General features: G+C 53.9%; 13 protein-coding genes. 1 reads left to right on the forward strand and 12 read right to left on the reverse strand.

Annotated features, from left to right (window positions below; all coding sequences use genetic code 11):
- The first annotated feature begins 9 nt into the window (after positions 1–9).
- Entirely contained in the window at positions 10–204 is a 195-nt protein-coding gene (yacG, locus tag QNN86_RS13085) for a DNA gyrase inhibitor YacG (protein ID WP_115259452.1), read from the forward strand.
- 101 nt (positions 205–305) lie between these two features.
- Here the strand turns inward: yacG and mutT are convergent, their stop codons facing one another.
- The 12 genes from mutT to murD form a co-directional block, all read right to left on the reverse strand.
- Positions 306–695 carry an 8-oxo-dGTP diphosphatase MutT gene (gene mutT / locus QNN86_RS13090; protein WP_181618650.1) on the reverse strand — a complete coding sequence of 130 codons (390 nt, stop codon included), beginning with the start codon at positions 693–695 and terminating at the stop codon, positions 306–308.
- Between the two features lie 56 nt (positions 696–751).
- Positions 752–3457 (reverse strand): preprotein translocase subunit SecA, encoded by a 2706-nt coding sequence (gene secA, locus QNN86_RS13095; protein WP_181618649.1) that lies wholly within the window; start codon positions 3455–3457, stop codon positions 752–754.
- 59 nt (positions 3458–3516) lie between these two features.
- A complete protein-coding gene (secM, locus tag QNN86_RS13100) occupies positions 3517–4023 on the reverse strand; it encodes a secA translation cis-regulator SecM (protein ID WP_115259455.1) in 507 nt (168 codons plus the stop codon).
- A gap of 281 nt (positions 4024–4304) precedes the next feature.
- Positions 4305–5222: a UDP-3-O-acyl-N-acetylglucosamine deacetylase gene (gene lpxC, locus QNN86_RS13105; RefSeq protein ID WP_045439825.1), complete on the reverse strand. Its 918-nt coding sequence runs from the start codon at positions 5220–5222 to the stop codon at positions 4305–4307.
- A 100-nt stretch (positions 5223–5322) separates the two neighbouring features.
- Positions 5323–6474 carry a cell division protein FtsZ gene (ftsZ, locus tag QNN86_RS13110; protein WP_003018753.1) on the reverse strand — a complete coding sequence of 384 codons (1152 nt, stop codon included), beginning with the start codon at positions 6472–6474 and terminating at the stop codon, positions 5323–5325.
- Between the two features lie 184 nt (positions 6475–6658).
- Positions 6659–7921, reverse strand: a complete 1263-nt coding sequence (gene ftsA / locus QNN86_RS13115) for a cell division protein FtsA (RefSeq protein WP_003018755.1) — start codon at positions 7919–7921, stop codon at positions 6659–6661.
- A complete protein-coding gene (ftsQ, locus tag QNN86_RS13120; protein ID WP_181618648.1) occupies positions 7918–8754 on the reverse strand; it encodes a cell division protein FtsQ in 837 nt (278 codons plus the stop codon). The genes ftsA and ftsQ overlap by 4 nt, the downstream gene beginning before the upstream one ends.
- A 1-nt stretch (position 8755) precedes the next feature.
- Positions 8756–9676 carry a D-alanine--D-alanine ligase gene (locus QNN86_RS13125; RefSeq protein WP_117342314.1) on the reverse strand — a complete coding sequence of 307 codons (921 nt, stop codon included), beginning with the start codon at positions 9674–9676 and terminating at the stop codon, positions 8756–8758.
- Entirely contained in the window at positions 9669–11144 is a 1476-nt protein-coding gene (gene murC / locus QNN86_RS13130) for a UDP-N-acetylmuramate--L-alanine ligase (protein ID WP_115259457.1), read from the reverse strand. Before murC ends, QNN86_RS13125 begins: the two co-directional genes overlap by 8 nt.
- 51 nt (positions 11145–11195) lie before the next feature.
- Positions 11196–12263 (reverse strand): undecaprenyldiphospho-muramoylpentapeptide beta-N-acetylglucosaminyltransferase, encoded by a 1068-nt coding sequence (gene murG, locus QNN86_RS13135; RefSeq protein ID WP_115259458.1) that lies wholly within the window; start codon positions 12261–12263, stop codon positions 11196–11198.
- On the reverse strand, positions 12260–13504 hold the full coding sequence (ftsW, locus tag QNN86_RS13140; protein WP_135912587.1) for a cell division protein FtsW: 1245 nt from the start codon (positions 13502–13504) through the stop codon (positions 12260–12262). Before ftsW ends, murG begins: the two co-directional genes overlap by 4 nt.
- Entirely contained in the window at positions 13504–14820 is a 1317-nt protein-coding gene (murD, locus tag QNN86_RS13145) for a UDP-N-acetylmuramoyl-L-alanine--D-glutamate ligase (protein WP_181618647.1), read from the reverse strand. Before murD ends, ftsW begins: the two co-directional genes overlap by 1 nt.
- Positions 14821–14822: the final 2 nt, after the last annotated feature.

Consider the following 14822-nt stretch of genomic DNA (forward strand, 5'->3'; position numbering starts at 1 on the left):
GGAGTAAACATGTCTGAACAAACCATCGTCAACTGCCCAACCTGTGGTAAACCCGTCGTCTGGGGAGACGTGAGTCCGTTTCGCCCATTTTGCTGTAAACGCTGTCAGTTAATCGATTTGGGCGAATGGGCCGCAGAAGAGAAGCGTATTCCCAGCTCCGGCGACTTATCAGAAAGCGATGACTGGAGTGAAGAGCAGAAGTAATTCTGCTAAAGCGTAGGCCGGATAAGGCAACGCCGCATCCGGCATTTTTATGCCATACTGCCTGATGACGCTGCGCTTATCAGGCCTACGAATACCGTTCATTATCCCGCAATCAGCTTGTTAATCACCGGTTCATTGGCCGGCGGAAAATCCTCTACATTCAGTGCTGACTGCGCAATCCACTGCGCCGGTTGCCCCTCTTTACCCCATGGATCACCTTCCCAGCTGTCGACCAGCCAGAACCACAGCGTGATGTGTCGGTCCGGGAACGCGTACTCCAGCTTTTCGAACAGCGTACTATGAACGGGTGTAATCCCGACTTCTTCCTGTAGCTCTCGAATCAGCGCCTGCTCAGGGGTTTCGCCAGCTTCAATTTTGCCACCGGGGAATTCCAGCTTATTCGCCATGTGGGCATCCGCAGCCCGCTGAGTAATAAAAATCTCATTCTGCTGATTACGAATAATCCCAACGGCAATTTGCAGTATTTTCATTTTGTTTATCCATAAAAAAGGCGCAGAATTCTGCGCCTTTTCAGTGAGTTACTTTCTTAGCTCAGTCGACCATGGCACTGCTTGAATTTTTTACCGGAACCGCAAGGGCACGGATCGTTACGACCGACTTTACGATCGCCGGTCTGTGCTGCCAGCTCCTCTGCTACAGCAGATTCATCATCTTTGTGGCTCAGTTGCTGCATCTGCGCTAAACGCTCAGCATCTTCGCGACGCTGCTGCTCCATTGCTTCGACTTCTTCAGGCATACGCACCTGAACTTTGCTCAGAGTACTGATCACTTCATATTTCAGCGACTCCAGCATCGATGCAAACATAGAGAAGGATTCACGCTTGTATTCCTGCTTCGGATCTTTCTGCGCATAACCACGCAGGTGAATACCCTGACGCAGGTAGTCCATTGCTGCCAGGTGCTCTTTCCACAGGGAATCGAGAGTTTGCAGCATCACGCCTTTTTCGAAGTGACGCATCATCTCCGCGCCCACAACCTCTTCTTTACGCTGATACACTTCAATAGCGTTGGCCAGAATACGTTCACGCAGCGTCTCTTCGTGCAGTTCAGGCTCTTTATCCAGCCACTCTGAAATTGGCATTTCGAGGTCGAAGTCGTTTTTCAAACGTTCCTGCAGACCCGGAATATCCCACATCTCTTCCAGCGACTGAGGCGGAATATAGGCATCAATAGTAGCTTTGAAGACGTCTTCACGGATGCTGTTGATAGTTTCGCTAACGTCAGTCACATCCAGCAGTTCGTTACGCTGGGTGTAGATGGCGCGACGCTGATCGTTGGCAACGTCATCGTATTCCAGCAGCTGTTTACGAATATCGAAGTTGCGGCTTTCTACTTTACGCTGCGCGTTGGCGATGGCTTTGGTTACCCACGGGTGCTCGATCGCTTCGCCCGGCTTCATGCCCAGTTTACGCATCATTCCTGACACACGGTCAGAGGCAAAAATACGCATCAACGCATCTTCCATCGACAGGTAGAAACGAGAAGAACCCGCATCCCCCTGACGGCCAGAACGGCCGCGCAGCTGGTTATCGATACGACGAGATTCGTGACGTTCGGTACCAATGATGTGTAAACCACCGGAGGCTAATACCGCATCGTGACGCACCTGCCAGTCGGCTTTAATCTGCGCGATTTGCTCTTCGGTCGGGTTCTCCAGCTCGGCAACTTCTGCCTGCCAGCTCCCGCCCAGCACGATATCCGTACCACGACCCGCCATGTTGGTGGCGATGGTCACGGCTGACGGATAACCCGCCTGTGCAACGATCGCCGCTTCGTTGGCGTGGAACTTGGCATTCAGCACGTTGTGCTTAATACCGGCTTTGGTTAGCTCGTTAGAAACCACTTCAGATTTTTCGATGGAGATAGTCCCCACCAGCACCGGCTGACCGTTAGCGGTACGCTCTTTAATATCTTCAATAATAGCCTGAATTTTTTCCGCTTCAGTCATGTACACCAGATCCGGTAAATCCTTACGGATCATCGGACGGTTGGTCGGCACGACAACGGTATCCAGTTTGTAGATAGAGCTGAACTCAAACGCTTCGGTATCCGCTGTACCGGTCATACCGGCCAGTTTTTCGTACAAACGGAAGTAGTTCTGGAAGGTGATGGATGCCAGCGTCTGGTTTTCATTCTGGATATCCACGCCTTCTTTCGCTTCAACAGCCTGGTGCAGACCATCAGACCAGCGACGCCCCTGCATGGTACGTCCGGTGTGTTCGTCGACGATGATAACTTCGCCGTCTTTCACAATGTAGTCAACGTCGCGGGTGAACAGTACGTGCGCGCGCAGCGCGGCGGTTACGTGATGCATCAGCATAATGTTGCCCGGAGAGTACAGTGACTCGCCTTCATCCATGATGCCTTCATTCACCAGCAGTTCTTCGATCAGTACCAGACCTCGTTCGGTCAGGTTCACCTGACGCGCCTTCTCATCGACAGAGAAGTGGCCTTCGCCCTGGAAGGAGTCAGAATCGTCTTTCTCCTGACGCACCAGATGCGGGATAATTTTGTTCACTTTTTTATACATTTCCGAGCTGTCTTCAGCCGGGCCGGAAATGATCAGCGGCGTACGCGCTTCATCGATCAGGATGGAGTCAACTTCATCCACCAGCGCATAGTGCAGTTTACGTTGAACGCGCTCTTCCGGGCTAAACGCCATGTTGTCGCGCAGGTAGTCAAAACCGTATTCGTTGTTGGTACCGTAGGTGATATCGGCGGCATAGGCTTCACGCTTAGCAGGCGCGGGCAGGCCAGACATGTTGATCCCTACGGTCATACCGAGGAATTCGAACAGTGGGCGGTTATTCTCGGCATCACGCTGTGCCAGATAGTCGTTGACGGTCACAACGTGTACGCCTTTACCGCTTAACGCGTTCAGGTATGCCGGCAGCGTCGCGGTCAGCGTTTTACCTTCACCGGTACGCATCTCAGCGATGCAGCGCTCGTTGAGCACCATACCGCCCAGCAGCTGCACGTCGAAGTGACGCATGCCAAATACGCGTTTACTCGCTTCACGTACCACCGCGAATGCTTCAGGGATCAGGCTCTCAACGGTCGCGCCTTTTTCCAGACGCGCGCGGAATTCAGCGGTCTTCGCTTTCAGTTCATCATCGGAGAGTTTTTCCATCTCCGGTTCCATGGCATTGATGACGTTGACCACTTTGCGCATACGACGCAGTGTACGTTCGTTACGACTACCGAATACTTTCGTTAATAATTTGATTAGCATAATAAAATCTCAAACGCCCCGCAGCGCGGAGTCAAAAATTATAGTTGGAAGGTTCTTTTTTAGCTGAGGCGTTGAGGACCGGCGCGGATCCCCTGCAGCTGGCTTATCCAGACAGGAACGCTAAACGCGGCTTGAGAAGTAAAATGGGCATACGTCACGCGACTTACGGTCGCCGGCGGGTTGCCTTCCTGCGTCAGCATCGCGCTGAGCGTATTCAGTAAAGCAAGATGATGTGCCTGATTCGGCAATGGATCTTCGGCAACGGGTAACGCCTGAGGCGCCATGGCAAAAGAAAGGTGGCGGATAACCGTACGAATAGCATGCTGATGCCAGTAATCGACGGTAAAATTCGGGCGACGATTGCTCGCCTCCAGCAACGCCAATTGGCTAAAGTTGACCTTAGCTGATTGATCGTGATTACGGGTGGTCGCCTTGGCGGGGGTATTCGGTTCAGCGGCATTACCGATCGCGGGCAGGCCAAAACTCGCCGCGACCATCCCCAATAAGAGATGCGGCCAGAAGTACCGTCTGCCTAACTGTCGCCAGCGCGTCAGTATTCCACTCACGTTTTTGCCACCTGATATACCCTGCATTTGGGGTTATAAATTCAAAACGATTTTTGCGCACGGATCTTATCATTAAAGCGACCGCTCCACAGCAGTAATGACAACCCGCCATGGGAAAATATGCTCAACAAAGCAGCGATCGCACACTATTTTAACGTTACGGCAGGGAAAAGTTTGCGTTGAGAAAGGCTGCGTTAGTGAGTATATAAAAAAAACGACTGGCTTACCTGGCCGGAGAGAGTACCAGATTTACCAGTCGAATTTTGCGACAACGGGTGTCGTTATGCCAGTACGGTCGAAGGTGCTTTGAACGCCAGCGGCAGTTCTGCATCGTCCTGGAAGGTCACAAATTCCCAAGCTTCCTGTTTTGCCAGGACAGCCTGCAACAATTTATTATTCAATGCATGACCGGATTTATACGCGGTGAATGCACCAATAATGTTGTGACCACACATGAACAAGTCACCAATCGCGTCGAGCATTTTGTGACGAACGAATTCATCTTCAAAACGCAGGCCGTCTTCGTTCAATACGCGATAATCGTCAACAACGATGGCACAATCGAAGCTACCGCCCAGGCACAGGCCACGGGACTGCAGATATTCGATATCACGCATGAAGCCGAAAGTACGCGCACGGCTAATCTGGCGCATAAACGCATCCGCAGAGAAGTTCATCGCATAGCGCTGGGTGCTGGAATCAATCGCCGGATGGTTAAAGTCGATGGTAAAGTCCAACGAGAAACCATTGTACGGTTTGAATTCAGCCCACTTGTCGCCATCTTCGACACGAACGGTCTCTTTGATGCGTACAAATTTTTTGGCGCAGTTCAGTTCTTCAATACCTGCGTCAAGCAGCAGGTAAACGAACGGAGCAGCACTGCCATCCATGATCGGGATTTCCGGGGCATTAACCTCAATAACAATGTTATCAATGCCTAAGCCCGCCAGAGCAGCGTTGAGGTGCTCAACGGTTGAAATCCGTACATCATGCTCATTGACCAGACACGTACAGAGCATGGTATCACGCACAGATTTGGCATCGGCCGGGAAATCTACCGGAGGATTCAAGTCGGTGCGACGATAGATGACCCCGGTGTTGGCCGGCGCAGGGCGTAATGTCAGGGTGACTTTTTTGCCGGTATGCAAACCGACGCCAGTCGCCTGAACGATACGTTTAAGAGTCCTTTGTTTGATCATCGTATAATCTCGCCAAATTACCTATCCAACCGAAGTGTACTATACATTCGGTGGGCCAGTTTAGCACAAAGAGGCACAATTCCCAAATTCCAGCTAATTCTTAATCAGCTTGCTTACGCAGGAATGCGGGGATATCCAGATAATCCGGCTCTTTGGTGGTCTGCGGCGTATTGTCGTTGACCACTTTTGCTACCGGTTTCTGCTCTTGCGTCAACGGCGCCATACCGTGCTGCTGGTAACGATCCATTACCGGCTGCTGTACCTGCTTGTTGGTCACCAGAGTGATTTCCGGACGCTTGTCCATACCAATTCCAGTGGCAACAACGGTGACGCGCAGCTCGTCGTTCATATCCGGGTCCAGAGAGGTACCGATAACCACGGTCGCGTTATCCGAAGCAAATGCACGGATGGTGTTGCCTACGGTTTCGAACTCATCCAGACGCAGGTCGAAGCCCGCGGTGATGTTGACCAGCACGCCGCGTGCACCGGACAGATCGATGTCTTCCAGCAGCGGAGAAGAGATCGCCATTTCAGCCGCTTCTTCTGCACGGTCTTCACCGCTCGCCACGCCAGAACCCATCATCGCGTAACCCATTTCGGACATCACGGTGCGCACGTCTGCAAAGTCAACGTTCATCAGACCCGGACGGGTGATCAGCTCAGCGATACCCTGAACCGCGCCTTTCAGCACGTCGTTCGCTGCGCCAAACGCGTCCAGCAGGGAAATTCCGCGACCCAATACTTTCAGCAGTTTGTCGTTCGGGATAGTGATCAGAGAGTCCACATGTTTGGACAGCTCGGTGATACCCTGCTCCGCGAATGCCATACGCTTCTTGCCTTCAAAGTTGAAAGGCTTAGTCACGACAGCAACGGTCAGAATACCTAAATCTTTTGCTACTTCAGCAACCACTGGCGCTGCACCGGTACCGGTACCGCCGCCCATGCCTGCTGCGATAAACACCATGTCTGCGCCGTCAAGCGCTGCACGCAGAGCTTCACGATCTTCATCAGCCGCATTGCGACCGACTTCCGGGTTTGCACCCGCGCCCAGACCTTTGGTAATACCGCTACCAATCTGAATGGTCTGTCCAACCGCAGTCTTACGCAACGCCTGAGCGTCGGTATTCACCGCGAAGAATTCAACACCTTCGATGCGCTCGCGCACCATGTGTTCAACGGCATTACCGCCGCCGCCACCGACGCCGATGACTTTAATCACCGCGTCGTTGGTTAGTTCCATAGGTTCAAACATAGTTTCTCTCTCCGTTTTACACTTCATCCTTCAAGCCGCCTCTTTGTTAGCTGCCTTCACTCACTCCCGTCACATAGTAAACTATGCTCCTGGAGATTCGCTCAGTTGCCGCCGCGATGCAACTTGAATGACGTCATGTAGTGCCTGTCGCCTGAGACCGTAATTGTTGCCGGTCTCATAAAAATTAAAACTCTTTTCGCAGCCAGCTGTTAAGTCGTTTTATCCACGATCCAACCGATGCTGTTACACGTTTTTCAACTTCAGCCTCACCACTCAAATGGGATTCTTTCCCGTAGTGAAGCAACCCCACCGCCGTTGAATAATACGGCTCCTGGGCATAATCTGTCAGACCGGTAATGTTCAGCGGCGCACCAATTCGCACCTGCGTGTGGAACACGCGCTGAGCGCAGGCCGCAAGGCCTTCAATTTGTGCCGCACCACCGGTTAATACAATCCCCGCCGCCAGATGATGTTTCACACCCTGCTGGCGAAGCTGTTCCTGTAATTGCAAAATCTCTTCGTTGACCAGGTTGAGTAGCTCGGTATAACGCGGCTCAATGACCTCTGCCAAAGTCTGACGTTGCAGACTGCGCGGCGGACGACCACCCACGCTGGGTACCTCAACGCTTTCATCTTTACCGACGATAGATCCCAGCGCGCAGCCATGACGCACTTTGATGGCCTCGGCATCGCTCGGCGGCGTACCAAAGGCATACGCGATATCGCTGGTCACCACATTCCCTGCGTAAGGGATAACTTTGGTATGGCGTAACGCGCCGCCAGTATAAACGGCGATATCCATTGTACCACCACCAATATCGACTACGCAGACGCCCAGCTCACGTTCGTCTTCCGTTAAGACTGAATAACTGGCCGCCAACCCGGCAAATATGAGTTGGTCAACTTTCAGACCACAACGTTCAACGGCTTTAACAATATTCTTCGCCATGTCGTTGTGGCAGGTAATCAGATGCACTTTGGCCTGCATGCGTACGCCGGAAAGCCCTACCGGATTTTTAATGCCTTCTTGGTAGTCAATGGCGTATTCCTGTGGAATGACATGCAGAACACGATGCTCATCGCGCACGCGGACGGATTTCGCCGTATGCACCACGTTCTCTACGTCTTCCTGCGTCACTTCCTCTTCGGAAATGGGCACCATACCAATTTCATTCTGACAGCTAATATGCTTACCGGAAAGCGCCAGATACACCGAGGAGATCTGGCAATCTGCCATCAGTTCAGCTTGGTCAATGGCGCGCTGTACGCACTTCACCACTGACTCAAGATCATTCACCCCGCCTTTATCCATACCTCGCGATGGGCAACTGCCCACGCCAATGATATTGACCATACCGTCGGGCAGAACTTCCCCTACTAAAGCGGCTACCTTCGCGGTGCCAATCTCCAGTCCAACTACCAGTTTTCTGTCCGTCGCCTTGATCATTGTTGTTCTGCCTGTGCCTGATTCTGTTGCTGATTAGATTCCTCAGGAGGCAAGGGAACCCAGCCTACTGCCGCTCCTGAGTCATAACGCAAATCAACGTAGCTAATCCTTTTGCCATCGGTTTGCGCCTGCTGCTGTAAAACCGGGTAGAGTTCCACAAAGCGAGCCAAACGTTTTATCGTGTCGCCCCTGCCCAGATTCAGCTTAATATCGTTATTCAGCGTCAACTGCCAGGAACGACGCGCGGTCATCGCCGCTTCCTTCAGGGTGAATCTGTCCTTAGCCAGCACCTGCCCCATATCGCGGAACCCTTGCAGCACTTCACTTGCGCTGCCTTCCGGGCCATACAACATCGGTAATACCTGCTTGTTGGCTCGCCCCGTCGGTATGCTAAACGTATTTCCGTCTGCATCGACCATATGCTGATCATTCCAACGCGCTATTGGCACATATTCAACCAGATGAATCTTCAATTCATCAGGCCATTGCTTCCTGACGCTTGCCTGTTTAATCCATGGCAGGCGTTCAATCTGGCTCTGGATGATGTTGACATCCTGAGTCATAAAGGTTCCTGGTGCGCCCAGCGCCAGGATGGACTGACGAATATCATCGTTGCGCGTGTAGTGACGCTCGCCGGTCAAAACCAGTTTTGACAACGGCAAACGCTGCGCATCTTCCATCCATCCCAACACTACCCAGCCGCTGACAAACACGGTGCACAGCACTGTCAGCAGAAAAATGATTCCTGCAAGACGCGTTCCATTGTTGCGGCGTGAGGAGAGAACATCTTCTTCATCATCACCGTTTCGCGTGTTCAGCGCAGCCTGCGACATATCAGTCCGCCAACTCCAAAATTCGTACCACCAACTGCGAGAAGCTCAGGCCCGCCTGACGTGCCGCCATTGGCACCAGGCTATGGCTGGTCATACCCGGAGAGGTATTCGCTTCCAGCAGATAAAACTGGTCATCACTGTCCAGCATGACGTCAATGCGACCCCACCCCTTACAGCCCAGCGCGGTCCATGCTTTCAGGACTAACGCCTGTAAAGCAGCCTCTTGTTCAACTTCCAGACCAGCAGGACAGAAATATTGTGTCTCATCAGACAGATACTTCGCCTCATAATCATAGAAGGTTCCGGCCGGTTGGATACGTATTGACGGTAAAATTTCTTCGCCAAGTATTGCAACGGTAAATTCCGGGCCACTCAGCCATTTTTCAATCAGTACTTCTTCATCATGCTGAAAAGCCAATGCTAATGCAGCCTGCAAAGCATTTTCTTCTTCAACTTTTGACATCCCAACGCTGGAGCCTTCGCGGCTTGGCTTCACAATCAGCGGCAAGCCTAACGCAGAAATCTGCGTAACCACTTCATCGCTAAGCCCTTTTTCAAACTCAGCGCGGGTCAACGCCACCCATGGTGCAACGGGTAACCCTGCCCCCTGCCACAGCAGCTTGCTGCGCAGTTTATCCATTGAGATAGCAGAAGCCATCACACCACTACCGGTATAGGGCAAGCCTATCAACTCCAGCATGCCCTGCAAGGTACCATCTTCCCCACCACGGCCGTGCAGCGCAATAAACACCTTCTGAAAACCCATTGATTTCAGAAGCGTGACATCGACCTCTTTCGGGTCAACCGGGTGCGCATCCACGCCGCCTTCGCGTAAACCGGCCAGCACCGCTGCGCCTGAATTCAACGACACTTCTCGTTCTGCAGAGGTTCCGCCCAACAGGACCGCGATTTTATCAGCCATGTTGCTCTTCCTCCGGGTTTTGCGGCTTCAGTTTGATTTCAGCTAAGGAACGCGCGATTTTGCCGATATTTCCAGCGCCCTGCACCAAAATCAGATCGTTGCCCGTTAACACCGATGCCAGCATTTCAGCCACCTGGGCCGGATCGGACACCAGGATCGGATCAACCTTGCCGCGGCCACGAATGGTACGGCACAGCGAACGGCTGTCAGCCCCCGGGATCGGCGTTTCACCTGCGGCATACACGTCCAGCATCAACAGCGCGTCAACCTGTGTCAGGACGTTAGCAAAGTCATCGTACAGATCGCGGGTACGCGTATAGCGGTGCGGCTGGAACAGCATCACCAGATTTTTGTCCGGCCAGCCCGCACGTGCGGCTTTGATCGTGGCATCCACTTCCGTCGGGTGATGCCCGTAGTCATCCACCAACATTGCGCTACCGGCTTTACCGTTGACGGGCTCCAGCGGGAATTCACCAAGGAAGTCAAAACGACGCCCAGTACCCTGGAAACTTTCCAGCGCGCGCAGAATAGCGTCGTCTTCAATACCCTCTTCGGTCGCTACCGCAACCGCGGCTGCCGCGTTCAGCGCATTGTGACGGCCTGGCGCATTTAACGTAACGCGCAGGTCGGCCATCCCCTGACGCAACAGCGTAAAGTGACCCTGCGGGCCAATCTGCTGGTAATCTTCTATGCGTACGTCAGCATCATCGCTGAAACCATAGGTTGTGGTCTGACGACCGACGCGCGGTAGCAATTCACGGATCACCGGATCGTCAACGCACATCACTGCACGACCATAAAACGGCAGGTTATGCAGGAAATTAATAAACGTCTGCTTTAAATTTTCGAAGTCGCCCTGGTAGGTATCCATGTGGTCAGCTTCGATATTGGTGACAATCGCCACCATCGGCTGCAAATGCAGGAACGACGCATCGCTCTCATCCGCTTCCGCAATTAAATAACGGCTATGGCCTAAGCGCGCATGTACGCCCGCCGCCTTCACCAGCCCACCGTTGACAAACGTCGGATCCAGCCCTGCTTCTGCGTAAATGCTGGAGACCATCGCGGTGGTCGTGGTTTTACCGTGCGTCCCGGCAATGGCGATACCATGACGAAAACGCATTAACTCAGCCAGCATCTCTGCGCGACGAATCACCGGAATACGCGCTTCATGCGCCGCCACAATTTCCGGGTTATCCGCAGAAATGGCGCTGGACACCACCACCACGCTCGCATCACGCACGTTTTCCGGGCGATGGTTGAAGAAAATCGTCGCGCCCAGATTACTCAGCTGTTGCGTGACCGGATTCGGCGCTAAGTCAGAACCGCTGATCTGATACCCTTCATTGGCCAAAACTTCGGCAATACCACCCATACCAGCACCACCGATGCCGACAAAGTGAATGTGCCGAACGCGACGCATTTCGGGCACGATGGAACGCAGTTTTGCCAATTGTTGTGTATTCATTGTTTAGCCATTAACTTCTCAGTTCATGCGATGCAAAAGGCATCGCCACAATTACGCCCGGGCAGCCCGGCTCACTGCATTTGCAACCCATTCGGTGGAATTCGGTATGGATGCATTGCGAGCACGTTCTGCCATGGTTAATAAGGTTTCTCGCGACCACCCTTCAAGGGTGCTGGCGACGGCATCCACAGTAAACTGCGGCTGCTCTAAAATTTTGGCGGCGCCCGCTTTTTCCAGCGGCAACGCATTCCAGTACTGCTGTCGGTCTTTATGCTGGAACGGCACAAAAATCGCTGGCAGGCCCGCTGCTGCGATCTCGCTCACCGTTAGCGCGCCGGAGCGACAAACCACCACATCTGCCCACGCATAGGCTGCGGCCATATCATCAATAAATTCGGTGACCTTATGCTGCGGCTGTCCGGCATCAACATAGGCCTGTTCCACGGTCTGCTGTGCGCCTTTACCGCTCTGATGCCAGATAGTCACCGCGTCGCCAAGCTTTGCAGCAACCTGCGGCAGCGTTTGGTTCAGCACGCGCGCGCCCTGAGACCCCCCGACCACCAGCACGCGAACCGGACCTTCACGTCCAGCCAGGCGTTCTTCAGGTAGCGGCAGCGCCAGCACATCGGTACGTACCGGGTTACCCACCACTTCCGCATCCGGGAAGGCGCCAGGAAACGCCTGCATCACCGTGGTGGCAATCTTTGACAGCCATTTGTTGGTTAAGCCCGCAATGCCGTTCTGCTCGTGCAGCACGACTGGAATACCTAACGACCAGGCCGCCAGACCACCGGGACCGGAGACATAACCGCCCATCCCCAGCACCACATCGGGCTTAAACTGCTTCATAATGGCGCGAGCCTGGCGCCAGGCGTTAAAAATACGCACGGGTGCGGCCAGCAGTGCGTTGAGGCCCTTGCCACGCAAACCGGAGATACGAATAAAATCAATGTCAATGCCATGCTTCGGCACTAAGTCCGCTTCCATACGATCGGCGGTGCCCAGCCAACGAACCTGCCAGCCCTGGGCCATTAAATGGTGCGCAACCGCCAGTCCCGGGAACACATGCCCACCGGTACCGCCTGCCATCACCATTAACCGCTTCGGTTGACCACTCATCGTGCACCTCGTGTAAACGCCTGTGCTTTTTCCAGACGCGTTTCATAATCAATACGTAACAAAAACATGATGGCCGTCGACATGATCAACAGACTTGAACCACCATAACTGATCAGCGGCAGCGTCAGACCTTTTGTGGGCAGCATACCTGCCGCCGCTCCGACGTTAACCAGTGCCTGAAAACTAAACCAAACCCCGATCGAGCAGGCTAAAAAGCCTGAAAAACGGTGGTCAATTTCCAGCGCTTTACGGCCAATCGACATCGCGCGAAAAGCGACGAAGAATACCATTAAAAGTGCCAGTACCACACCGATATAACCCAGTTCTTCCCCAATAATGGCGAAGATAAAGTCAGTGTGCGCTTCCGGCAAATACTCCAGTTTTTGTACCGAATTCCCCAGCCCCTGCCCCCAAATCTCACCACGACCAAAGGCCATCAGGGATTGCGTCAGCTGGTAGCCGCTACCAAACGGATCCTCCCAGGGGTTCCAGAAAGAGGTTACGCGACGGATACGATACGGTTCGGCGAGGATCAGCAGCACCACCGCCGAGATCCCCATGCCGATGATGGCGATGAACTGCCACAATTTTGCACCAGCCAGAAACAGCATCGCCAGCGTGGTAACAAACAGCACCACCACCGTACCGAGGTCAGGCTGCGCCAGCAGTAGCACCGCCAGCACCAGGATCACGCCCATCGGTTTTAAGAAGCCGCGCAGGTTGTTACGCACCTCATCCACCTTACGTACCAGGTAGTTGGCGAGATAACAGAACAGCGACAGCTTGGTAAATTCCGCCGGCTGAATACGCAGCGGGCCCAGTGCAATCCAACGCGATGCCCCGTTAACCGAGCTGCCTACCACCAGTACGATCAGCAACATGATGATCGAGGCGATCAACATGGTGGTGCTGTACTTTTGCCAGAATTCCATCGGCAGACGTAGCGTGACCATCGCCAGACAGAACGCCAGGAAGATATACAGCGCATCACGTTTGGCGAACAGGAAAGGATCGCCCGCCAGACGTTGCCCAACGGGCATTGACGCCGATGTCACCATCACAAAACCAATCGCTGCCAGACCAAACGTCAGCCACAGCAACATGCGGTCATACATGATCAGGCTGTCCGCGTCTTTATCACGCGACGCCATCACCCAGCCTTTAAGCGCCGCGAAGATCCACGCCAGGACACCCCATCCCGGTATGCGCGGCATTCTCAGACGAGGGAGAGATAAACGCATCAACCCAACTCCTTCGCCAGGCGGGTAAAGACATCGCCACGCTGCTCAAAGTTTTTAAACTGGTCGAGGCTGGCGCAGGCCGGCGACAGCAACACCATATCGCCCGGTTTAACGCGCGGCGCGAGCAGACGCATCGCCTGCTCCATGGTTTCAGTTTGCTCGGCAACGTCTGGTCGCAGAGCGGCAAGCTGCGCCCCATCGCGACCAAAACAGTAAAGACGAATACGATCGCCAACCAGATAACGACTGAGCGGAGAAAAATCAGCGGATTTCCCGTCCCCGCCCAGCAGCAGATGCAGCGTGCCGTCAACGTGCAGGCCATTCAGCGCCGCTTCAGTACTGCCGACGTTGGTGGCTTTAGAATCGTTAATCCAGCGTACGCCGTTATGTTCCAGCACAACCTGAAAACGATGCGCCAGTCCGGTAAAGGTGGTTAGCGCTTTCAGACTGGATGCCCGCGGCAGGCCAGCCGCATCCGCCAGCGCCAGCGCTGCCAGAGCGTTGGTATAGTTATGCTGGCCGGAAAGCGTCATCTCTTTCACGTTCAGCACTTTTTCGCCCTTCACGCGCAGCCAGGTTTCGCCCTGCTGACGATTCAGGTGATAGTCACCCATATTGATGCCAAAGCTCACGCAGCGTTCATCAGCCCCGCGAACCGGCATCGTCAGCGCATCATCGGCGTTAACCACGCACACTTTCGCGTTCTCATAGACGCGCAGTTTCGCTGCACGGTACTGCTGCAACCCAAACGGGTAGCGATCCATATGATCTTCAGTCACGTTCAGAATAGTGGCCGCCACAGCCTGCAGGCTGGAGGTGGTTTCTAGCTGGAAGCTGGAGAGCTCCAGAACGTACAGCTCGCGTTCAGCATCCAGCAGCATCAGTGCAGGCAAACCAATGTTACCGCCGACGCCGACGTTCACCCCGGCCGCTTTTGCCATTTCACCGACCAGCGTGGTGACGGTGCTTTTACCGTTAGAACCGGTAATCGCCACGATCGGCGCCTGCGCTTCGCGACAGAACAGCTCGATGTCACCCACAATTTCAATCCCGGCATCAGCGGCCGCGCTCAGCGCAGGATGCGCGAGGGCAATACCAGGGCTGGCGACGATGAGATCGGCGGCCAGCAGCCAGTCATCATTCAGGCTGCCAACGTGGCGCTCAACCGCTTCCGGTAATTTATCCAGCCCCGGCGGCGTCATGCGGGTGTCCATCACCCGCGGCGTGACGCCACGCGCGAGGAAAAAATCCACACAGGACAGTCCGGTCAACCCCAGACCGATAATGACGACTTTTTTACCCTGGTAATCAACCATGA

Source organism: Citrobacter sp. C348 (assembly GCF_047467975.1).
Taxonomy (GTDB): Bacteria; Pseudomonadota; Gammaproteobacteria; order Enterobacterales; family Enterobacteriaceae; genus Citrobacter; species Citrobacter gillenii.